Here is a 20,495-nt window from a genome sequence, read left to right as displayed (position 1 = left end):
CCACCGATGGCGGGCACGGATTCCCGCGGGCCTGTCGGTATACCCGTCCTCGCCGCGGATCCACCGTCGATGATGCGCTCGCTCAGTTGCTCAGTCCCACCCGGCGGCCGATAAGCCGGTCCAGCGCGGCCGTCCCGAGCAGTCCACCGGCTGCCACCGGGATGTGGCGCGAGCGGGCGAGTCGGCCCACCCGGTCGTGCAACACCCCTTCGGCAAGGACGAAGGGCAGCACGGCCGCGGGCGGCTCGGGCAGGTAGGTCCCCACGGCCGGGTCGCGTTCGAGCAGCACCGGGTCGAGGTCGGCCAGGGTGGTGGTGCGCCAGGTGGGCGGCCCGTGCCGCGCGACGAGCGCCGCGAGCCCGCGCGCCGCGACGCCGTCGGAGCTGCCACCGGCGACGAGGACGACGCGTCCGGACGGGTCGACGCCGCACCGATCGAGCACCTCGACGCAACCCGCGACGAGCATCGGGTCGGGCGCGAGGGACTCGGCCATCACCACCCGACCCCCTCCGCGCCCGAGCAGGTCTGCGGCGCGGGGTAGGTCGACCCGGGCGTGGTACGCCGGGGTGATGAGCATCGGCACCACGAGCACGGTCCCGGTCAGCTCAGCGCCGAGCTGCTCCGGTGACGGGGTGTCGGTCTCGAGATAGGCACAACGCACCGGCAGCCCAGTGACTGTCGCAGTCCGCTCGGCCTGCGCCTGCACCGCCTGCCGGTGCCTGGGATCGGGGGACCCGTGGGCGAGCAGCACCACGGTGGTCCTCACCCGACGGCTTCGGTACACCCCTGCTGCATCCTCTCCGGCACGGTCACGACCTGACCGACGATCACGACGGCCGGGGCCTGTACCCCGGCTCTGCCGGCGTCTTCACCAGCGCGTCCCAGGGTAGTTCGAGTGACCCGCTGACTGGCGCTCCATCCACGCTCGACGATGGCGACAGGGGTGTCGGGGTCGCGACCCGTCGCGACCAGCCTCGCTGCCGTCCGTCCGAGCGCCGAGACCGCCATGAGCAGCACGAGGGTGGCATCGCGGGGTGCCTCCCGCGCCGCGTCGAGGGTCGGGCCGGCCCCGTCGTGCCCGCTCGCGACGACGAAGGAGGTACTGATCCCCCGGTGGGTCACCGGGATTCCTGCGGCGGCAGGGACCGAGATCGCGCTGGTGACTCCCGGCACGACCTCCACCGGGACCCCGTGGGCCGCGCAGTGCAGTGCCTCCTCGCCACCGCGGCCGAGGACGAAGGGGTCTCCGCCCTTGAGCCGGACCACCCGCAGACCACGCCGTGCCCGGTCGACGAGCAGCGCGTTGATCCGTTCCTGCGAGACCGCGTGGTGGCCGCGCTGCTTGCCGACATCGAGGATCTCCACGGAGGCGGGAAGACCCTCGAGCAGGTTGGTCGGTCCGAGCCGGTCGGCGATGACGACGTCCGCGGCCTCCAGCAGACGCCGCCCGCGGACCGTGATGAGGTCAGTGGGCCCAGGGCCCCCGCCGACCAGTGCGACGTGCCCGACCGCAGGCCTCCCGGACCGCTGCGTGCGGGTTCGGGCCACCGGCAGCTCCGTGCCGTCCAGGCGAGAGCCGATGGCGTCGCGCAGGCGCGTCGCCCGCCGCGGGTCGGCCCCGCCGGTCACTGCGACGGTGATCCCCTCGGCGGGGCCGGCGCCCCGGACGACGGCCGGGTTCCATGCCGCGGATCGGCTGGCGTCGTCGGCCCGCACGCACCACACACCGGCGTCCTCGGCAGCATCAGCCACGGCCGTATCAACCTCGGTGACGCCGGTCGCGGTGTGGACCAGCCAGAACCGGTCGGCGCGGTCCGTGCTGGGGGCGAGGTGGTGGCGATCGAAGCGGGCGCGGTGCCAGACCACCCTGGGGTGCTGCGCCAGGCCCGGCTCGTCCAGCTGAGGAGCGACGATGCTCACCCGCGCACCCGCGGCGAGGCAGGAACGCGCCTTGCGCACCGCGACCGGTCCACCACCCACGACGAGGACGCGACGATCGGTGAGATCGAGGCTGAGCGGGTAGGAGTCACCGCCCATCAGAGCGCCTCCTGCCTCACGTGTGGATCCCGCACTCGGTCTTCGCGCTGCCCGACCACCGGCCGGCGCGCGGGTCCTCGCCCTCGAGCGTCGGGCGGGTGCACGGAGCGCACCCGATCGAGGTGTACCCGCTGTGCTGGAGCGGGTTCTGGGGCACGTCGTGCTCAGCGAGGTATCGGTCGACGTCATCATCGGTCCAGCCCGCGATCGGGTTGAGCTTGACCATGCTCCTCGTGTGATCCCACTCGAGGATCTTCGTGCCGGCACGTGGCGGTGCGTCCTGGCGCCGGACCCCGCTCGCCCAGGCCTCGTAGCCGTCGAGGGCACGGCCCAGCGGCTCGACCTTACGGATCGCGCAGCACCGGTCGGGCTCGCGGTCGTGCAGGCGAGGACCGTGGCGCGCGTCCTGCTCGGCGACGCCGAGGAGCGGGTAGATCGTGCGGATGCGCAACGGCAGCATCGCCGCGTAGGCATCGCGGGTCGCGAGGGTCTCGGCGAAGTGGTACCCCGTGTCGAGGAAGAACACGTCTGCCCCGCTCAGCGTGGTCCCAGCGAGGTGGACCAGCGCGACGTCGCCCATCGAGGACGCGATGGTCAGGTCGTCGCCGTACCGATCGTGGGCCCATCGCAACGCCGAACGGGCCACCTCGACCCGGCCCTCGTACCGGTCGCCGTGAGCCCTCTCAGCTGAGGCGAGCTCGGCCGCCGCGTCCTCGAGCTCGGCCTGGACCTGCTCGTGGTCTGTGCTCGCCGTTGTCATCGGGCCTCCTCGAGGTCGGAGCGGTGCAAGGTGACGGTGAAGATGCGTACGCAGGACCCGCACGACCAGGCTCCGCGGGGTTCCTCGACCGGCCGCAGGTCGGTCTCGGCGCAGAACGGGCAGTGGTAGATCGCTGGCGTGCTCATCGGATGTCCTCCTCGTCGGCTCGGCGGGCCCACGCGGCGAAGGACTCGCCGCTCCCCCGCTGCGCGAGGTAGGTCCGTGAGACGCGCTCGATGTAATCGGGCAGCTCGTCAGCTCGGACCTTGAGCGCGCGGGTCTTGCGTGCGAGCGCCGGCTCGGCGCCGAGGGCGCCGCCGAGGTGGACCTGGTAGGTCTCGACGACCCGGTCCTCCTCCCCCTTCGCCACCATGCCCTTGAGGCCGATGTCGGCCGTCTGGGTGCGCGCGCAGCTGTTGGGGCAGCCGTTGAGGTGGATCGATATCGGGACGTCCATCTCCGGCAGGCGCGCCTCGAGCTGCTCGACGGTCCAGCGGGCGCGGCCCTTGGTCTCGGTCAGCGCGAGCTTGCAGTACTCGATGCCCGTGCACGCCATGACCCCCCGTCGCCACTCGCTGGGGCGGGCAGGTAGCCCCAGGCCGTCGAGGGTCGCGATCAGACCTTCGGCTCGGTCCGGCTCGACGTCCAGGACGAGCAGCTTCTGGTGCGGGGTCAGGCGGATGCGCCGAGAGCCGGCCGCCTCGGCGGCGTCGGCGACCGTCGCGAGGATCTCGCCGTTCACCCGCCCGCCGATGGCGGCGACACCGACCCAGACGCGGCCGTCCCGGTGGCGGTGCACGCCGACGTGGTCGCGACGCAGCTCACCAGGGGTGTGGGGGGCCGGCCCGTCGGGCAGCGCACGCCCGAGGTAGTCCTGCTCGAGCACCTCGCGGAAGCGCTCGGTGCCCCAGTCCGCGACGAGGAACTTCAGCCGGGCCCGGTTGCGGAGCCGTCGATAGCCGTGGTCACGGAAGATCCCGCACACCCCGGCCCACACCTCGGGCACCTCCTCAAGGGTGACGAAGGTGCCGAGCCGCTGAGCGAGCATCGGGTTGGTCGAGAGCCCGCCGCCGACCCAGAGGTCGAAGCCCGGACCGAGCTCGGGGTGCTCCACACCGACGAAGGAGACGTCGTTGATCTCGTGAGCGACGTCGAGGCTCGGGCTGCCGGACACCGCGGTCTTGAACTTGCGCGGCAGGTTGGAGAACTCTGGGCTGCCCAGGTACTGCCCGACGATCGCCTCTACCGCCGGCGTGCCGTCGATAATCTCGTCGGCCGCGATCCCGGCGACCGGCGAGCCGAGGACGACGCGCGGCACGTCTCCGCAGGCCTGGGTCGATCCGAGACCGACGCTCTCAAGCCGCTCCCAGATCTGCGGGACGTCCTCGACGCGCACCCAGTGCAGCTGGATGTTCTGCCGGTCGGTGATGTCCGCGGTCCCGCGGGCGAAGTCGGTGCTGATGCCGGCGACGACCCGAAGCTGCTCGGTGCTCAACGCGCCGCCGTCGCAGCGGATGCGCATCATGAAGTACTCGTCGTCGAGCCCGTCCCCGCCGGTGTGGGTTCCGTCGAGGCCCTGCTTGCGCTGGGTGTAGAGCCCCCACCAGCGCATCCGCCCGGTGAGGTCGTCCGGCGCGATCGAGGCGAAGCCTTCGCGGCTGTATGTCTCCAGGATCCGCGCTCGCACGTTGAGTCCGTCGTCGGCCTGCTTGAACTCTTCGTTGTGGTTGAGCGGGGAGCGGTCGCCGTCGGCCCACGCGCCGGTGGACGTGGTGCGGGTGGGCCGTGCAGCTCGTGGGGCAGCCTGTGCAGGGGTCGTTGCGTTCACCCCGCGAGCGTAGCGAGTCTCCTTATGCAATGCATAACGCTGAATTATGTGTTCTAGGTCATGCGAGCGACACGAGGTCCTGGTAGTCCGGCCCCCAGAGGTCCTCGACCCCGTCGGGGAGCAGAAGGATCCGCTCGGGCTGCAGTGCCTCGACCGCCCCTTCGTCGTGGGTGACGAGCACGACCGCGCCCTTGTAGGTCGAGAGTGCCCCGAGGATCTCCTCACGGCTCGCGGGGTCGAGGTTGTTCGTCGGCTCGTCGAGCAGCAGGACGTTGGCCGAGCTGACGACGAGCAGCGCGAGCGACAGCCGGGTCTTCTCTCCGCCGGAGAGCACACCGGCCGGCTTCTCCACGTCATCGCCGCTGAAGAGGAAGGAGCCGAGCACCTTGCGCACGTCTGTCTCCCCGAGGTCCGGCGCCGCGGACTTCATGTTGTCCAGGACGGACCGGTCGACGTCGAGGTTCTCGTGCTCCTGGGCGTAGTAGCCGAGCTTGAGGCCGTGGCCCGGCTCGACCTGCCCGGTGTCGGGCTGGTCGACCCCGGCGAGCATCCGCAGCAGCGTGGTCTTGCCCGCGCCGTTCAGACCGAGCACGACCACCTTGCTCCCCCGGTCGATCGCGAGGTCGACATCGGTGAAGATCTCCTGGCTCCCGTAGGAGCGGGACAGACCCGAGGCGCGAAGGGGGGTCCTGCCGCACGCGGACGGGTCGGGGAAGCGCAGCTTGGCGACCTTGTCCTGGGTCCGCTCCCCCTCGACCCCGGCGAGCATCCGCTCGGCACGGCGGATCATCTGCTGGGCCGCGGCGGCCTTGGTCGCCTTGGCCCTCATCTTCTCGGCCTGCTCGAGCAGGGCACCGGCCTTCTTCTGGGCGTTGGCGAGCTCGCGCTTGCGGCGCCGCTCATCGGTCTCCCGGGCCTGGAGGTACTGCTTCCACCCCATGTTGTAGATGTCGAGCTCGCAGCGGTTCGCGTCGAGGTGGAAGACCCGGTTGACCACCACCTCGATGAGATCGACGTCGTGGCTGATGATGATCAGGCCGCCGGCGTAACCGCGCAGATGGTCGCGCAGCCAGGCGATGGAGTCGGCGTCGAGGTGGTTGGTCGGCTCGTCCAGCAGCAGGGTCTCGGCTCCGCTGAAGAGGATCCGCGCCAGCTCGACCCGTCGGCGCTGACCGCCGGACAGCGTCGAGAGCGGCTGGTCCATGCGGTGGCTCTCGATGCCCAGAGCCTGGGCGATGGAGGCCGCCTCGGCCTCCGCGGCGTACCCGCCGGCGGACTCGAACTGGGCGTCCAGCCGCGAGTAGCGCCGCATCGCCCGCTCCATCGTCTCGGGGTCCTCGCTGGCCATCCCCTCCTCGGCGGCGGCGCGGTCGGCGACGATCGTGTCCAGGCCGCGGGCGGAGAGAATCCGCGCCCGGGCGCTGATCGACAGGTCACCGGTGCGCGGGTCCTGGGGCAGGTACCCGACATCGCCGCTGCTTAAGATCGTGCCCCCGGCCGCCTGGGTCTGGCCGGCGATCACCTTGGTGAGCGTCGTCTTACCGGCGCCGTTGCGCCCCACGAGTCCGACCCGGTCGCCGGGCGCTACCCGGAAGCTCGCCTCCTCCAGGAGGATGCGCGAGCCCGCGCGCAGCTCGACGGAGGTGGCGGTGATCATCGTGCTCCTGCAGGGGTCGATGGTGGGGGGTCGGTGTGGCCTGCCGGAGTCCCGCGCCCTCTCCAGGCGAAGGGAGGCGGCCTGGGTCGCGCGGCAGCGCCCCGTCGACGGGCCACGGGCTAGTCTAAGCGCCACCGGCCCCCGCCCCTGGGTGGCCCGCGCACGGACGAGACAAGGACGCGGCACGGATGAGTTTCAACGACAACGCATCCCTCGACACCTCTCGCATGGGTGGGGGTGGCGGTGGAGGCCGTGGTCCGGTGATCGCCGGGGGCGGCGGCATCGTCGGCCTGATCGTCGCGGTCGTCTACTTCCTCTTCACCGGCAACCTGCCCGGTGGCGACGGCGGTCAGTCCCAGGCGCCGGCCGAGCAGGGCCAGCAGCAGGGTCAGGGCAGCGGGTACGAGGAGTGCAGATCCGGGGCGGACGCCAACGAGAGCCGCACGTGCCTCATGGTCGGCGGCGAGAACAGCCTCTACGACTACTGGAGCAACCAGCCCGACCTGAAGCAGGGGCTCGGCGACCGGGAGTTCCCGAACCCGACGGTGAACATCTACTCCGGGCAGACCCAGTCGCAGTGCGGCACCGCGAGCAACCAGGTCGGCCCCTTCTACTGCCCGCTCGACCAGGGCATCTACATCGACACCGACTTCTTCGACATCATGGAGCGTCAGCTGGGGGCCGAGGACGGCCCGCTCGCCGAGCTCTACGTCCTGGCCCACGAGTACGGGCACCACATCCAGAACCTCTACGGCGTGCTGGAGGAGAGCCAGAAGGACCCGAAGGGGGCGAACTCGGGCGCGGTGCGTGTCGAGCTCATGGCTGACTGCTTCGCCGGTATGTGGGTCCAGGACGCGGCGACGACCAAGGACAAGAACGGCAACACGCTCCTGGAGCAGCCCACCGAGGAGCAGATCCGCAACGCGCTCGGCGCGGCGAAGTCTGTCGGGGACGACACGATCCAGAAGCGTTCGGGCGGTGGGGTCAACCCCGACGGCTGGACCCACGGGTCGGCTCAGGCGCGCCAGGGCTGGTTCATCAAGGGGATGCAGGCCGAGAACATCAACCAGTGCGACACCTTCGAGGTGGACAACCCCGAGAACGTCTGACCTCCCTCAGCCAGGGTCCTCGATCGTCACCCGCACCGCCCGTGCCCGCTCCAGGGCTGTGCGCAGCACCGTCAGGCGCGGGTCGGGCAGGTCGTAGAGCTCACGCGTCGGCAGGGAGCGAAGGGGGGTCAGTCGCGGGTCCTCGAGGACCTCGGCGAGGAGCTGGCGATCTCCGCCGAGACACATCCCGTCGAGCCTGCGTGCTCGGGCCTGTGGGTCCGGGTGGGTGAGCAGCCGCGCGGCGTGGTCTCTGACGCGGGTGACAAGCTCGTCGGCCTGCTTGCCGCGGCGCCGCGCGTAGCGCTGCTGGCTCCACCCGCCCTTCTTCGTCCGCGACTGGACGTAGGCGCTCCCCACCTTGTGCTCGACGAGGGTTCCCCCCTTCGCCAGGCCGATCGCGTAGCCGCCACGGCGCACGAGGAGGAGCCCGAGCAGGTCGTGCTCGAAGGTCTCGACCCCGACGACCCGCTGCGGCTCGGTCAGGCCGGCATTGCGCTCCTCGAAGCGCTCACGCCACGCCGGGTAGCGCTCGGGCGCCACCTCGACGACGCGCGTCACTCAGATGTTGAAGCCGAGGGCGCGCAGCTGCTCGCGGCCGTCGTCGGTGATCTTGTCCGGGCCCCACGGCGGCATCCAGACCCAGTTGATCCGGTGCCCGACGACGAGGCCCTCGAGGGTCTGCGCGACCTGGTCCTCGATGACGTCGGTGAGCGGACAGGCGGCCGAGGTGAGGGTCATGTCGATGATCGCGTTGTTCTGCGGGTCGACGCTCACGCCGTAGACGAGACCGAGGTCGACGACGTTGATGCCGAGCTCGGGGTCGACCACGTCGCGCAGCGCCTCCTCGACGTCGGCGACGTTGACGGGGGTGGGGGTCTGGGTCATGTCAGCTCTCTCCTTGGGTCGCGGTGAGCGCGGTCGGGTCGACGCCGGCCTGGGCCAGGGCGTCGGTCAGGGCCATCCACCCGAGCAGGGCGCACTTGACGCGGGCGGGGTACTTCGCGACGCCGGCGAGGGCGACGCCGTCACCGATGATCTCCTCGTCGCCGGGGTCCTCACCCTTGCTCGTGAGCATCGCCTTCATCCCGGCGTGCACCTGCATCGCCTCGGCGACCTCCTCGCCGGTGATCTCCTGGGCCATCATCGAGGTCGAGGCCGTCGAGATCGAGCAGCCTGTCGCCTCGTAGGAGATGTCGGCCAGCCGGGCGTGCGGGCCGTCGCCGTCGAGGTGGACCCGGAGGGTGACCTCGTCACCGCAGGTGGGGTTCACGTGGTGCACCTCGGCCTGGTGACCCTCCCGCAGACCGGTGTGGAAGGGTCGCTTGCTGTGCTCGAGGATGAGCTCTTGGTACAGGTCCACCGGGTCAGGCTCCCTTCGTCGTCGGCACCTGGTCAGGGTCAACGCTCGACCCGGCCGTCTCTATGCCGAAGATGTCTGGCACCCGGTCCAGCGCCGCGAGCAGCGCGTCGACCTCTGCCGCAGTGTTGTAGACGCCGAACGACGCCCGAGCGGTGGCCGCGGCCTCCATCCGGCGGTGCAGCGGCCACGCGCAGTGGTGTCCGACGCGGACCGCGATGCCGGAGTCGTCGAGCACCTGCCCGACGTCGTGCGCGTGCACGCCGTCGACGACGAAGGACACCGCACCGCCGCGGTCGGTGGTGTCGGTCGGACCGACCACCCGGACCCAGGGACGGCGCGCGAGCCCGTCGAGCAGACGGGCGGTGAGGGCGTCCTCGTGGGCGCGCACCGACTCGATCCCGAGGTCGTCGACCCAGCGCAGCGCCGCGGCGAGGCCGATCGCCTGGCTGGTCATCGGCACGCCCGCCTCGAAGCGGGTGGGTGGCGGCGCGTAGGTCGAGCCCTCCATCCGGACGAGCTCGATCATCGATCCGCCGGTGAGGAAGGGCGGCATCGCCTCGAGCAGCTCGTGGCGGCCCCAGAGGATGCCGATGCCGGACGGGCCGTAGACCTTGTGCCCGGAGAAGGCGAGGAAGTCCACGCCAAGCTCGGTGACGTCGACCCGCCGGTGGGGCACGGACTGGCAGGCGTCGAGGACGACGAGCGCGCCGACCGCGTGCGCGGCGTCCGCAACCTGGCGCACCGGGTTGGTCGTGCCGAGGACGTTGCTCACGTGGGTGAGCGCGACGATCTTGGTCCGCTCGGTGATCAGCTCGTCGAGCCCGGTGAGGTCGAGCCGACCCTCGTCGGTCACCCCGATCCAGCGCAGCGTGGCGCCGGTTCGCCGGCACAGCTCCTGCCACGGCACGAGGTTGGCGTGATGCTCCATCTCGGTGACGAGCACCTCGTCGCCCTCACCGAGCGCGAAGCGCTCGTGGCCCGGCAGGTCGGACGTCGCCGCGTTGGAGAAGGCGTAGGCGACGAGGTTGAGCGCCTCGGTCGCGTTCTTGGTGAACACGACGTCGTTCGGCTCGGCCCCGATGAAGGCCGCGATCGTCTCCCGGGCCTCCTCGTAGGCCTCCGTCGCCTCCTCCGAGAGCGCGTGCGCCCCCCGGTGAGGAGCGGAGTTCGCGGTCGTGAGGAAGTCACGCTCGGCGTCCAGGACGGCCAGCGGCTTGTGCGATGTCGCCCCGGAGTCGAGGTAGACGAGGGGCTTGTCGTCCCGGACCCGGCGAGCAAGGATCGGGAACTGGGCGCGGATCGCGTCCAGCTGCTCGTCGGTGAAGGGGCTCATCGTCAGGCCCCGGCGGTTACGAACCGGTCGTAGCCGTTCGCCTCGAGGTCGTCGGCGAGCTCGGGTCCACCCTGCTCGGCGATCCGCCCGTCGACGAAGACGTGGACGTGGTCCGGGGTGATGTAGCGCAGGATCCGCGTGTAGTGGGTGATGAGCAGGACCCCGGACCCGGTGGCCTCCTTGGCGCGGTTCACGCCCTCGGACACCACACGCAGGGCGTCGACGTCGAGGCCGGAGTCGGTCTCGTCGAGGACGGCGAACTTCGGCTCGAGCAGCTCCATCTGGAGGATCTCGTGGCGCTTCTTCTCACCACCGGAGAAGCCCTCGTTGACGTTGCGCTCGGCGAAGGAGGAGTCCATCCGCAGGTTGTCCATCGCCCCGCGCATGTCCTTGACCCAGTGCCGCAGCTTCGGGGCCTCTCCGGAGACGGCGGTCTTGGCGGTGCGCAGGAAGTTGCTCACCGTCACGCCCGGCACCTCGACCGGGTACTGCATCGCGAGGAAGAGCCCGGCGCGCGCCCGCTCGTCGACCGACATCGCGAGCACGTCCTCACCGTCGAGGGTGATCGTGCCGGAGGTGACCGTGTAGCGCGGGTGGCCCGCGATCGAGTAGGCGAGGGTGGACTTGCCCGAGCCGTTCGGGCCCATGATCGCGTGGGTCTCGCCGCTGTTGATGGTGAGGGTGACGCCCTTGAGGATCTCCTTGGCGCCCTCCTCGGTCTCGACGCTGACGTGCAGGTCGGTGATCTGGAGTGTCGACATCGGTGGTGCTTGCCTTCTTCCGGTTGACGAAGGGGTGGTGTCTTGGGGGTTGTCGGTGGGTGGCTCAGCCGGCGGCCAGGGCGACGAAGACCTGACCGTCGTCGTCGACCGTGACCTGGTGGACCGCGACGGGAACCGTGGCTGGCAGGCCGGAGGGCTCCCCGGTCCGGACGTCGAAGGTGGAGCCGTGCAGCCAGCACTCGACCTGGCAGCCCTCGACCTCACCCTCGGAGAGGGAGACGTTGGCGTGGGTGCAGGTGTCGTCGATGGCGTGCACTGCGCCGTCCTCGGTGCGCACGATCGCCACGAGGCGACCCTCGATCTCGGCCTGGGCGGCGCCCACCTCGGGGAGGTCGGCGACGCCGCAGACGTGGACCGGCTCGCCGTAGGTCGCGGTCGCGGCGGTCATGCCCGCTCCCCCGCCTGCGTCGAGACGGCGGCCAGCTCGTCCTCGATGGCGGTCATGAGCCGCTCGGTCACCTCGGGGATGCCGATCCGCGAGACGATCGCGGCGAAGAAGCCGCGCACGACGAGGCGGCGCGCCTCGTCCTCGGGGATGCCCCGGGACTGGAGGTAGAAGAGGTGCTGGTCGTCGAAGCGACCGGTGGTCGAGGCGTGGCCGGCGCCAGCGATCTCGCCGGTCTCGATCTCGAGGTTCGGCACCGAGTCGGCCCGGGCACCGTCGCTGAGCAGCAGGTTGCGGTTCAGCTCGTAGGTGTCGGTGCCTTCGGCCTCGGCCCGGATGAGCACGTCTCCGATCCAGACCGCCCGGGCGGTGTCGCCGTTCAGCGCGCCCTTGTACTCGACGTTGCTGCGGCAGTGCGGCGCCTCGTGGTCGACGAAGAGCCGGTGCTCGAGGTGCTGCCCGGCGTCGGAGAAGTACACGCCGAAGCCCTCGAAGGTGCCACCGGTGCCCGCGTAGGTCGCGTTGGTGCACACCCGGACCACCTCCCCGCCGAGGGTCACCGCGACGTGGCGCACCCGGGCGTCCCGGCCGACGACGACGTCGTGCTGGGCGAGGTGCTGGGCGTCGTCGGCCCACTCCTGGGTGGTGACGAGGGTGAGGTCGGCGCCGTCCTCGGTGGTCACCGTCAGCTGCTCGGCGTACCGCGAGGTCCCCGCGTGCTCGAGGATCACCGTCGCGCGGGCAAATCGCCCGACCCGCACGAGGAGGTGCCCGTGGACGACCTGCTCGGAGTCGCCGGTGAGCCGGATGCGGACCGGCTCGGTCAGCTCGGCCTCGGCCGGGATGTCGAGCACGGCGACCCCGCCGCTGCGGGCGGCGGCGATCGCCGCCGGCCGGTCTGCCGGACGCGGCAGACCGAGGCCGCGCCACTCCTCGACGCTCATGCTGCCCAGGGTCACCCCTTCGGGCAGCGACTCCTCCCAGTCCAGGCAGGCGCCGGTGGCCTCGTCGGCGAGCAGCGCGCCGAGGTCACCCACGGGGGTGAAGCGCCACTCCTCCTCGCGACCGGTCGGCATCGGGAAGTCGGCGACCTCGAAGGATCGGGGGCGCTCGCCGCGGGACTGGTCCGGGACCATCGTGTCCGCGCTGTGGGTGTGGGCCTGCTGGCCCGGGTTCTGCGTCAGCAGACTCATCAGCCGACGGCTCCTTCCATCTGCAGCTCGATGAGGCGGTTCAGCTCGAGGGCGTACTCCATCGGCAGCTCCTTGGCGATCGGCTCGACGAAGCCGCGCACGATCATCGCCATCGCCTCCTCCTCGCTCATGCCGCGGGACTGGAGGTAGAAGAGCTGGTCGTCGGAGACTTTGCTGACCGTCGCCTCGTGCCCCATCTCGACGTCGTCCTCACGCACGTCGACATAGGGGTAGGTGTCGGAGCGGCTGATCGTGTCGACGAGGAGCGCGTCGCAGACCACGTTGGCCTTGGACTTCGTCGCGCCCTCGAGGACCTGGACCAGGCCGCGGTAGCTCGTCCGGCCACCGCCCCGGGCGACCGACTTGCTCACGATGTTGCTCGAGGTGTTCGGGGCGGCGTGCACCATCTTGGACCCGGCGTCCTGGTGCTGGCCCTCGCCGGCGAAGGCGATGGAGAGGGTCTCCCCCTTCGCGTGCTCACCCATGAGGAAGACGGCCGGGTACTTCATCGTCACCTTCGAGCCGATGTTGCCGTCGACCCACTCCATGGTGGCGCCCTCGGCGCAGGTGGCCCGCTTGGTCACGAGGTTGTAGACGTTGTTCGACCAGTTCTGGATCGTCGTGTAGCGCACCCGGGCGTTCTTCTTCACGACGATCTCGACGACGGCGCTGTGCAGGCTGTCGGTCTTGTAGATCGGCGCGGTGCACCCCTCGACGTAGTGCACGTAGCTGCCCTCGTCGGCGATGATCAGGGTCCGCTCGAACTGGCCCATGTTCTCGGTGTTGATCCGGAAGTAGGCCTGCAGCGGGATGTCCACGTGGACACCCGGCGGGACGTAGATGAAGGACCCGCCGGACCAGACCGCGGTGTTCAGCGCGGAGAACTTGTTGTCCCCGGCCGGGATGACGGTGCCGAAGTACTCCCGGAAGAGGTCCTCGTGCTCCCGTAGCCCGGAGTCGGTGTCGACGAAGATGACGCCCTTCTCCTCCAGGTCCTCGCGGATCTGGTGGTAGACCACCTCGGACTCGTACTGGGCGGCGACGCCGGCGACGAGGCGCTGCTTCTCCGCCTCGGGGATGCCGAGCTTGTCGTAGGTGTTCTTGATGTCCTCGGGCAGGTCCTCCCAGCTCGTGGCCTGCTGCTCGGTGGACTTCACGAAGTACTTGATGTTGTGGAAGTCGATGCCGGTCAGGTCGCTGCCCCAGGTCGGCATGGGCTTCTTCTCGAACAGGCCCAGCGCCTTGCGCCGCAGGGCACGCATCCACTCCGGCTCGGACTTGCGCTCGGCGATGTCGTCGACGACGGCCTGGCTCAGCCCGCGCTGGGCCGAGGCGCCGGCGCTGTCGGTGTCGTGCCAGCCGTACTCGTAGCGGCCGAGGTCCTTCAGGCCGGGGTTGAGCTCTTCGATGTTGGTGCTCATCGCGTGGCCCTCTCTGTTGGGGTGCTGGTGGGGATGAAGGTCGTGCAGACGTGATCGCCCTGGGCGAGGGTGGCGAGGCGCTGGACGTGGGCTCCGACGAGCCGGGAGAAGGCCTCGGCCTCGGCCTCGCACAGCTCGGGCACCTCGTGGGCGACGTGCTGCACCGGGCAGTGGCCCTGGCACAGCTGGACGCCGGGGAGTCCGCGGTCGCCGACGGGTCGGACCGTGGCCGCGTAGCCGTCACGACGAAGGGCGGTGACGAGGGCCTCGACGCGCTCGGCAGGGTCGGTGCCGGCCGTGTCGACCTCGGCCGCGTACCGCTCCTCGAGGCGGGTCGCCCGCGCCTGGGCGAAGGACTGGATCGCGTCGTCGCCGGCGGTCTGGCGCAGGAAGCGGACCGCCTCGACCGCCATCGAGTCGTAGTGGGTCGGCAGGGCGTCGTGCCCGACCTCGGTCACGACCCACTCGCGGGCTGGGCGGCCTCGCCCACGCTTGCCGGTGGTGCGCTCGCGGGACTCGACGGCGCCGTCGGCGAGCAGCTGGTCGAGGTGACGTCGCACACCGGGCGGGGTGAGGCCGAGGTCATCGGCGATCTGCGCTGCCGTGATCGGACCGCGCTCGCTCACGGCGGCCAGGACCCGGTCCCGGGTGCGCGCGTCGTGGTCGGGCTCGCCGGCGGGACCGACGGCGGCACGCGTCGCGCGGCCCAGCTCGGGCTCCGATCCAATAAGCACACGACCATGTTACGTAATTGCTGTCGGGGTGTGAACCCAGGGGAGCCTTACCGCCCCGCCCGACCTAGACTCTCCGCTCGTGGCTGCAGTGGAGGTGCGTGACCTGACCCGTGTGCTCGGGGGCCGCCCGGTCGTGGACGGCGCGACCTTCAGTGCGCAGCGCGCCGAGATCACCTGCGTCCTCGGCCCCAACGGCGCCGGCAAGACGACGACGATCGAGTGCCTCGAGGGCCTGCAACGACCCGACGGTGGCAGCGTGCGGGTGCTCGACGCCGACCCCTGGCACGCGGGCGCGGCGCACCGGGCCCGGGTCGGGGTGATGCTCCAGGATGGCGGACTTCCCCAGTCGGTCACGCCCCAGCGGCTCCTCGCCCATCTCGACCGCCTGTACTCCGGCACCACCCTCCTTGCCGAGCTGTCCGAGCAGCTGGAGCTCTCCCCCTTCGCCCGGACCCCGGTCCGACGGCTCAGCGGCGGGCAGCGCCAGCGGGTGGCTCTTGCGGCCGCGCTGCTCGCCCGACCCGACGTCGCCTTCCTCGACGAGCCGTCGGCCGGTCTGGACCCGCACGCCCAGCGTGAGGTGCACGCGCTGCTGCGGCGGACCGCCGACGACGGCGCCGCCCTCGTCGTCACGACCCACTCCTTCACCGAGGCCGAGCGGCTCGCCGACCGGCTCGTGATCATGCATCGCGGCACGGTGGTCGCCGAGGGCAGTCCGGCGCAGGTCAGCGCCGGGAGCAGCCTCGAGCAGCGCTACTTCGAGCTGACCGACGCAGCGGCGGCATGAGCGCTGCCCCTCCCCTGCAGCGCGTCGGCGCGCAGACCCGTCACGAGGCAGGCGTGCTGCTGCGCAACGGCGAGCAGCTGCTCGTCTCGGTGGTCCTGCCGCTGCTCGCCCTCGTCGGGCTCGCCCTGGCCCCGTACCCCGAGCTGCCCGAGCCCCGGATCGACACGATCGCTCCCGGCGTCCTCGCGCTCGTCGTCGTGAGCACCGCATTCACCGGGCAGGCGATCCAGACCGGCTTCGACCGGCGCTACGGCGTGCTTCGGCTCCTGGGGACGACTCCGCTGGGGCGAGCCGGACTTCTCGCCGGCAAGGCGGTGGCGGTGCTCCTCGTGCTGCTGCTCCAGCTCGTGGCCGTCGCGATCATCGCCGCGCTCATGGGGTGGCGCCCCGCACCAGGGGGCATCGCGCCCGCGCTGGTCTCGGTGATCCTCGGGACGTGGTGCTTCGTCGCCCTCGCACTCGTGCTCGCGGGCACGCTGCGGGCCGAGGCCGTTCTCGCGCTGGCCAACCTCGTGTGGGTGCTCCTCGCCGGCGCCGGCGGACTGCTGCTCGCCGCCGACCTGATCAGCCCCGCGCTCGCCGCGGTCACCCGCTGGCTCCCGTCCGGGGCTCTCGGGGACGGCCTGCGGGCCAGCCTCCTCGGCGGAGACATCCCCTGGATCGAGTGGCTCGTCCTGCTCGGCTGGGCCGCGGGCCTGAGCGGCCTGGCGCTGCGGCTCTTCCGCTGGGACGACTGAGACTCCCCCTTCGCCCGACCTGCGTGCGGCCCACCCACCCGCACCGCCTACCGTTGGCTGCGTGAGCACGACCGCCCGCCAGGCCGACACACGTTGGCTGCCCGCCCTGCTCGTCGCCAACCTCGTCTGCCAGGTCGGCATCGTCGTCACCGGAGGGTTGGTGCGGGTGACCGGCAGCGGCCTTGGCTGCCCCACCTGGCCGCAGTGCGTGCCCGGCTCCTACGTGCCCACGGTGGAGCAGGAGGAGGGCTTCCACAAGATCATCGAGTTCGGCAACCGGACGCTCACCGGCGTGCTCTCCGTCGTGGCCCTCGCGCTGCTCTGGGCGCTGTGGCGGTACGCCCGGCACCGCCGTGACCTCATCCTCGGGACCGTCGGTGTTCTCGTGGGGATCGCCGCGCAGGCGATCGTCGGGGGCATCTCGGTGCGGACGGGGCTGAACCCCTGGATCGTCGGATTCCACTTCACCGCCTCGATGGTGCTCGTGGCGATCTCCGCCTGGCTGGTGTGGCGGGCGCGGCAGCCTGCGGGCCCGACCAACTCGCTGCTGCACCCCTTCGTCTCGCGGGCCAGCTGGGCCGTGGTGGCCGTGCTGGGCGTGGTGCTCGTGCTCGGCACCGTCGTCACCGGGTCGGGTCCGCACTCCGGCGACGCCGAGACGCCGGCCCGGACCGGCTTCGACCCGCGGACGATCTCGTGGCTGCACGCCGACGCCGTGATGCTGCTCGTCGGTCTCGTCGTGGCGGTGTGGATCGGCGCCCGCATCGCCAGCCGCTCCGAGATACCCGGCCGGGCCTGGGGGGTCGTTCTTGCGGTGACCCTTGCCCAGGGGCTGGTCGGCTACACCCAGTACCTGACGAACCTGCCCGAGGTGCTGGTCGTCACGCACATGCTCATGGCTGCCCTGCTCGTCGTCGCCGTGACCCGCGCGATGGTGCTGTCGCGGACCCCCAGCCCGCGGACGCCCGAGTCCCGGACCGCCGAATCTGGGGTCAGGTGAGGCCCGGGAGGGGGAGGTGCAGGAGGGGGTCGACCGCCACGCCGAGGAAGAGCAGCGAGACGTAGGTGATCGAGAAGTGGAAGAGCCGCATCGGGCGCAGCCGTGACTGCGGCTCTCCTCGGCGAGCGGCAGAGTGCAGGCGGTGCGCCTCGGCGATGAAGAGGCCGCCCGAGGCGACCGCGGCGACGAGGTAGACCCACCCCATCCCGGCCACCGGTACGAGCACCAACGAGGTCGCGACCATCACCCAGGAGTAGGCGACGATCTGGCGGGCGACGGTGATCTGCTCCTGGACGACGGGAGCCATCGGCACCCCGGCCCGCGCGTAGTCCTCGGTGAAGCGCATCGACAGCGGCCAGTAGTGCGGTGGGGTCCAGAAGAAGATCACGAGGAAGAGGATGATCGCCGGCCACTCGACCCGGTTGGTCACCGCGGACCAACCGATGAGGGTCGGCATGCACCCGGCGACCCCGCCCCACACGATGTTCTGCGCCGTGCGGCGCTTGAGGATCATCGTGTAGCCCACGGCGTAGAGGACGATCGCCGCGAGCGAGAGCAGCGCCGAGAGCGGGTTGACCAGCAGCCACAGCCACCCGGTCGAGGCGAGGGTGAGCACGACGCCGAAGACCGTCGCCGCGACCGGTGTCACCTCCCCCGTGACCAGCGGCCGCGACGCGGTGCGCCCCATCTGGGCGTCGATGTCGCGGTCGTAGACCATGTTGAAGGTGTTGGCGGCGCCCGCGCTCAGCGATCCACCGACGAGGGTCGCCAGGACCAGCCAGAGGTCGGGCAGTCCGCGCTGGGCGAGGAACATCACCGGCACCGTCGTCACGAGGAGCAGCTCGATGATCCGCGGCTTGGTCAGCGCGACGTACGCCCGGACCGTGCTCCCCCGCCGCCGCTCAGCGGCACCGGCAGGCGCGTGCGATCGCTCGATCGTGGTCAACGGGTCCTCGGGATGGGTCGCGGCAAAAGGTGCGCCAGGGTGGCGCCTCGACCATGCTATCGCCCCACCCCGACGTCTAGGCTGGTGGGGACGCGCCACGCACGACGCCAGACCACGAGAGAAGGCACCTTGACCGCGAAGAGCTCGACCACCAGCACGAAGAAGAAGACGGCGAAAGGGGGCGGCGCGGCGACCCGCAGCCGATCGGTGAAGAAGCCGGTCGCCCGCAAGGCGGGCTGGAACGACCTCGACATCGCTGCGGTCGACACCGTCCGCCTGCTCGCCGCCGACGCGGTGCAGCACAAGGGTGACGGGCACCCCGGCACCGCGATGAGCCTCGCCCCTGCCGCCTACCTGCTCTACCAGCAGGTGATGACTCACGACCCCAGCGACCCGGCCTGGCTCGGCCGCGATCGCTTCGTGCTGTCCTGCGGGCACTCCAGCCTGACCCAGTACATCCAGCTCTACCTCAGCGGCTACGGCCTCGAGCTCGACGACCTCAAGGCGCTGCGCACCTGGGGCAGCCTGACCCCGGGGCACCCCGAGGTGCACCACACCAAGGGCGTGGAGGTCACGACCGGCCCTCTCGGCTCCGGTCTGGCCACCGCCGTCGGCATGGCCGCCGCGCAGCGGCGCCAGCGCGGGATGCTCGACCCGGACGCGAAGGCTGCCGACTCCCCCTTCGACCACCACATCTGGGTGCTCGCCTCCGACGGAGACATCATGGAGGGCGTCGCGTCCGAGGCGAGCTCCTTCGCCGGTCACCAGGAGCTCGCCAACCTCACGGTGATCTACGACAACAACGAGATCTCCATCGAGGACGACACCGACATCTCCTTCAGCGAGGATGTCGTCAAGCGCTACGAGGCCTACGGCTGGCAGACGATCACCGTGGACTGGCGCTCGGGCAAGGACTACGTCGAGAACGTCGACGCCCTGCTCGCCGCCTGCGAGAAGGCCAAGCGCTCGCGCACCAAGCCGACCTTCATCGAGCTGCGCACGATCATCGCCTGGCCCGCCCCGACCAAGCGGGACACCGGCGCCGCCCACGGCTCGGCGCTCGGCGAGGACGAGGTCGCCGCGACCAAGGAGCTGCTCGGCTTCGACCCCGAGAAGAGCTTCGCCGTCGACCCCAAGGTCCTCGCCCACGCCCGCAAGGTCGGCAAGCGGGGCAAGGCGGCGCACAAGGACTGGGACAAGCGGTACGCAGCCTGGCGCAAGGCGAACCCCGAGAACGCCGAGCTGCTCGACCGGCTCGTGGCCAGCGAGCTGCCGAGCGGGATGACCAGGGCGCTGCCGACCTTCCCCGCCGACACCGAGAAGGGGATGGCCACCCGCGCCGCCTCCGGCAAGGTGCTTACCGCTCTCGCTGACGTCGTCCCCGAGCTCTGGGGCGGCTCGGCCGACCTCGCCGGCTCGAACAACACGACGATGGAAGGCGAGCCGTCCTTCGTCCCCCGAAGCAAGCAGACCGAGATGTTCTCCGGCGGCCCGTACGGCCGGACGCTGCACTTCGGCATCCGTGAGAACGCGATGGGGATGATCCTCAACGGGATCGCCCTCGAGGGCCTCACCCGACCGTACGGCGGGACCTTCCTCGTCTTCAGCGACTACATGCGCCCGGCGGTCCGGCTCGCCTCCCTCCAACAGCTGCCGGTCACCTTCGTCTGGACGCATGACTCGATCGGCCTCGGCGAGGACGGACCGACGCACCAGCCGATCGAGCACCTCGCCTCGCTGCGGGCGATCCCCGGTCTCGACGTCGTCCGCCCGGCGGACGCCAACGAGACCGCGGTTGTCTGGGGTCAGGTCCTGGGGAACGGCAGCACCGCGGGGCTGGCGCTGAGCCGACAGGCGCTGCCGGTCCTGGACCGGAAGCGCTACGCGAAGGCTGCCGGCGCGGCGAAGGGCGCCTACGTCCTGTCCGAGGCGAAGGGGGGAACCCCCGACGTCATCCTCATCGCCACCGGATCCGAGGTTTCGATCGCACTCGAGGCACAGACCCGCCTGGAGCGCGGTGGCACCGCGACCCGCGTCGTGTCGATGCCGTGCCGGGAGTGGTTCGAGCGCCAGTCCCGGCGGTACCAGGACTCGGTCCTGCCGAAGTCGGTGCGGGCCAGGGTCAGCGTCGAGGCGGGTGTGGCGATGGGCTGGCACGACATCGTCGGCGACTCCGGTCGCTGCGTGAGCATCGAGCACTTCGGCGCGAGCGCTCCGTACGAGACCCTCTACGAGAAGTTCGGCTTCACCCCCCAGGCCGTCGTCAGGGCCGCCAAGGACTCCCTCAAGGCGGCGAAGGCCGCCCACGGGGTCCCCTCGGTGCTCGAGACCGCACCCCGCAAGGACGACGAGACCGGCACCGACGTCGGCACCCCCCAGCCGGCGCAGAGCAAGGCCGCGGCCCAGGCCGCGACGAAGGCCTGAGA

21 protein-coding genes are annotated in these 20,495 nt (G+C 71.1%); 5 read left to right on the top strand and 16 right to left on the bottom strand.

Going from position 1 to position 20,495, the window contains the following annotated elements; genetic code table 11:
• Positions 1-82: 82 nt before the first annotated feature.
• From FB557_RS10975 to FB557_RS10955, 6 genes are read right to left on the bottom strand one after another with little or no spacing between them, the layout of a single operon-like run.
• Positions 83-766, bottom strand: coding sequence for a sirohydrochlorin chelatase (locus FB557_RS10975; RefSeq protein ID WP_170236270.1), 684 nt, complete (start codon positions 764-766; stop codon positions 83-85).
• Positions 763-2,037, bottom strand: coding sequence for a uroporphyrinogen-III C-methyltransferase (gene cobA, locus FB557_RS10970; protein WP_144857626.1), 1,275 nt, complete (start codon positions 2,035-2,037; stop codon positions 763-765). Before cobA ends, FB557_RS10975 begins: the two co-directional genes overlap by 4 nt.
• A 16-nt stretch (positions 2,038-2,053) precedes the next feature.
• A complete protein-coding gene (locus tag FB557_RS10965) occupies positions 2,054-2,797 on the bottom strand; it encodes a phosphoadenylyl-sulfate reductase (protein WP_144857625.1) in 744 nt (247 codons plus the stop codon).
• Positions 2,794-2,943: a hypothetical protein gene (locus FB557_RS14215; protein WP_170236269.1), complete on the bottom strand. Its 150-nt coding sequence runs from the start codon at positions 2,941-2,943 to the stop codon at positions 2,794-2,796. The genes FB557_RS10965 and FB557_RS14215 overlap by 4 nt, the downstream gene beginning before the upstream one ends.
• Positions 2,940-4,625 (bottom strand): nitrite/sulfite reductase, encoded by a 1,686-nt coding sequence (locus tag FB557_RS10960; RefSeq protein WP_144857624.1) that lies wholly within the window; start codon positions 4,623-4,625, stop codon positions 2,940-2,942. The genes FB557_RS14215 and FB557_RS10960 overlap by 4 nt, the downstream gene beginning before the upstream one ends.
• Positions 4,626-4,683: 58 nt before the next feature.
• Positions 4,684-6,282 carry an ABC-F family ATP-binding cassette domain-containing protein gene (locus FB557_RS10955; RefSeq protein ID WP_144857623.1) on the bottom strand — a complete coding sequence of 533 codons (1,599 nt, stop codon included), beginning with the start codon at positions 6,280-6,282 and terminating at the stop codon, positions 4,684-4,686.
• 188 nt (positions 6,283-6,470) lie between these two features.
• Here FB557_RS10955 and ypfJ point away from each other — a divergent pair, with 188 nt between their 5' ends.
• On the top strand, positions 6,471-7,391 hold the full coding sequence (ypfJ, locus tag FB557_RS10950) for a KPN_02809 family neutral zinc metallopeptidase (RefSeq protein WP_144857622.1): 921 nt from the start codon (positions 6,471-6,473) through the stop codon (positions 7,389-7,391).
• Positions 7,392-7,397: 6 nt separating this feature from the next.
• Here ypfJ and FB557_RS10945 read toward each other — a convergent pair whose 3' ends face one another.
• The 9 genes from FB557_RS10945 to FB557_RS10905 form a co-directional block, all read right to left on the bottom strand.
• The gene (locus tag FB557_RS10945; protein ID WP_144857621.1) at positions 7,398-7,949 is read right to left on the bottom strand and encodes an acVLRF1 family peptidyl-tRNA hydrolase; all 552 of its coding nucleotides are present in this window, start codon (positions 7,947-7,949) and stop codon (positions 7,398-7,400) included.
• Positions 7,950-8,276: a metal-sulfur cluster assembly factor gene (locus FB557_RS10940; RefSeq protein ID WP_144857620.1), complete on the bottom strand. Its 327-nt coding sequence runs from the start codon at positions 8,274-8,276 to the stop codon at positions 7,950-7,952.
• 1 nt (position 8,277) lies between these two features.
• On the bottom strand, positions 8,278-8,751 hold the full coding sequence (gene sufU / locus FB557_RS10935) for a Fe-S cluster assembly sulfur transfer protein SufU (RefSeq protein ID WP_144857619.1): 474 nt from the start codon (positions 8,749-8,751) through the stop codon (positions 8,278-8,280).
• A 4-nt stretch (positions 8,752-8,755) separates the two neighbouring features.
• Positions 8,756-10,084, bottom strand: coding sequence for a SufS family cysteine desulfurase (locus FB557_RS10930; RefSeq protein ID WP_144857618.1), 1,329 nt, complete (start codon positions 10,082-10,084; stop codon positions 8,756-8,758).
• Positions 10,085-10,086: 2 nt separating this feature from the next.
• On the bottom strand, positions 10,087-10,845 hold the full coding sequence (sufC, locus tag FB557_RS10925; RefSeq protein ID WP_144857617.1) for a Fe-S cluster assembly ATPase SufC: 759 nt from the start codon (positions 10,843-10,845) through the stop codon (positions 10,087-10,089).
• Between the two features lie 64 nt (positions 10,846-10,909).
• A complete protein-coding gene (locus FB557_RS10920; RefSeq protein ID WP_144857616.1) occupies positions 10,910-11,254 on the bottom strand; it encodes a non-heme iron oxygenase ferredoxin subunit in 345 nt (114 codons plus the stop codon).
• Entirely contained in the window at positions 11,251-12,444 is a 1,194-nt protein-coding gene (gene sufD / locus FB557_RS10915; RefSeq protein ID WP_144857615.1) for a Fe-S cluster assembly protein SufD, read from the bottom strand. The genes FB557_RS10920 and sufD overlap by 4 nt, the downstream gene beginning before the upstream one ends.
• Positions 12,444-13,865, bottom strand: a complete 1,422-nt coding sequence (sufB, locus tag FB557_RS10910; RefSeq protein ID WP_144857614.1) for a Fe-S cluster assembly protein SufB — start codon at positions 13,863-13,865, stop codon at positions 12,444-12,446. Before sufB ends, sufD begins: the two co-directional genes overlap by 1 nt.
• Positions 13,862-14,599 (bottom strand): helix-turn-helix transcriptional regulator, encoded by a 738-nt coding sequence (locus FB557_RS10905; protein ID WP_246074711.1) that lies wholly within the window; start codon positions 14,597-14,599, stop codon positions 13,862-13,864. The genes sufB and FB557_RS10905 overlap by 4 nt, the downstream gene beginning before the upstream one ends.
• Positions 14,600-14,678: 79 nt before the next feature.
• Between FB557_RS10905 and FB557_RS10900 the strand changes: the two genes are divergently transcribed.
• From FB557_RS10900 to FB557_RS10890, 3 genes are all read left to right on the top strand, one after another.
• Positions 14,679-15,386: an ABC transporter ATP-binding protein gene (locus FB557_RS10900; RefSeq protein ID WP_144857613.1), complete on the top strand. Its 708-nt coding sequence runs from the start codon at positions 14,679-14,681 to the stop codon at positions 15,384-15,386.
• Entirely contained in the window at positions 15,383-16,123 is a 741-nt protein-coding gene (locus FB557_RS10895) for an ABC transporter permease (RefSeq protein ID WP_144857612.1), read from the top strand. Before FB557_RS10900 ends, FB557_RS10895 begins: the two co-directional genes overlap by 4 nt.
• A 61-nt stretch (positions 16,124-16,184) precedes the next feature.
• Positions 16,185-17,123: a COX15/CtaA family protein gene (locus FB557_RS10890; RefSeq protein WP_144857611.1), complete on the top strand. Its 939-nt coding sequence runs from the start codon at positions 16,185-16,187 to the stop codon at positions 17,121-17,123.
• Here the strand turns inward: FB557_RS10890 and FB557_RS10885 are convergent.
• Positions 17,116-18,060, bottom strand: a complete 945-nt coding sequence (locus FB557_RS10885; protein ID WP_246074730.1) for a heme o synthase — start codon at positions 18,058-18,060, stop codon at positions 17,116-17,118. The two genes, FB557_RS10890 and FB557_RS10885, sit on opposite strands and share 8 nt — an antisense overlap.
• A 138-nt stretch (positions 18,061-18,198) precedes the next feature.
• Here FB557_RS10885 and tkt point away from each other — a divergent pair, with 138 nt between their 5' ends.
• Entirely contained in the window at positions 18,199-20,493 is a 2,295-nt protein-coding gene (tkt, locus tag FB557_RS10880; protein ID WP_425462987.1) for a transketolase, read from the top strand.
• The last annotated feature ends 2 nt before the right edge of the window (positions 20,494-20,495 follow it).

The sequence above is a fragment of the Marihabitans asiaticum genome, from assembly GCF_007828725.1.
Lineage (GTDB): Bacteria > Actinomycetota > Actinomycetes > Actinomycetales > Dermatophilaceae > Marihabitans > Marihabitans asiaticum.
The sequence above is the reverse complement of the archived record's forward strand: the minus strand, read 5'-3'. Positions and strand labels throughout refer to the sequence as shown.

What these genes read in the sequence shown, in the direction of transcription:
- cobA (WP_144857626.1), bottom strand. Translation starts at nt 2,037, where the DNA reads ATGGGCGGTGACTCCTACCCGCTCAGCCTCGATCTCACCGATCGTCGC.
- FB557_RS10965 (WP_144857625.1), bottom strand. Translation starts at nt 2,797, where the DNA reads ATGACAACGGCGAGCACAGACCACGAGCAGGTCCAGGCCGAGCTCGAG.
- FB557_RS14215 (WP_170236269.1), bottom strand. Translation starts at nt 2,943, where the DNA reads ATGAGCACGCCAGCGATCTACCACTGCCCGTTCTGCGCCGAGACCGAC.
- FB557_RS10955 (WP_144857623.1), bottom strand. Translation starts at nt 6,282, where the DNA reads ATGATCACCGCCACCTCCGTCGAGCTGCGCGCGGGCTCGCGCATCCTC.
- ypfJ (WP_144857622.1), top strand. Translation starts at nt 6,471, where the DNA reads ATGAGTTTCAACGACAACGCATCCCTCGACACCTCTCGCATGGGTGGG.
- FB557_RS10940 (WP_144857620.1), bottom strand. Translation starts at nt 8,276, where the DNA reads ATGACCCAGACCCCCACCCCCGTCAACGTCGCCGACGTCGAGGAGGCG.
- FB557_RS10930 (WP_144857618.1), bottom strand. Translation starts at nt 10,084, where the DNA reads ATGAGCCCCTTCACCGACGAGCAGCTGGACGCGATCCGCGCCCAGTTC.
- sufC (WP_144857617.1), bottom strand. Translation starts at nt 10,845, where the DNA reads ATGTCGACACTCCAGATCACCGACCTGCACGTCAGCGTCGAGACCGAG.
- FB557_RS10920 (WP_144857616.1), bottom strand. Translation starts at nt 11,254, where the DNA reads ATGACCGCCGCGACCGCGACCTACGGCGAGCCGGTCCACGTCTGCGGC.
- sufD (WP_144857615.1), bottom strand. Translation starts at nt 12,444, where the DNA reads ATGAGTCTGCTGACGCAGAACCCGGGCCAGCAGGCCCACACCCACAGC.
- sufB (WP_144857614.1), bottom strand. Translation starts at nt 13,865, where the DNA reads ATGAGCACCAACATCGAAGAGCTCAACCCCGGCCTGAAGGACCTCGGC.
- FB557_RS10895 (WP_144857612.1), top strand. Translation starts at nt 15,383, where the DNA reads ATGAGCGCTGCCCCTCCCCTGCAGCGCGTCGGCGCGCAGACCCGTCAC.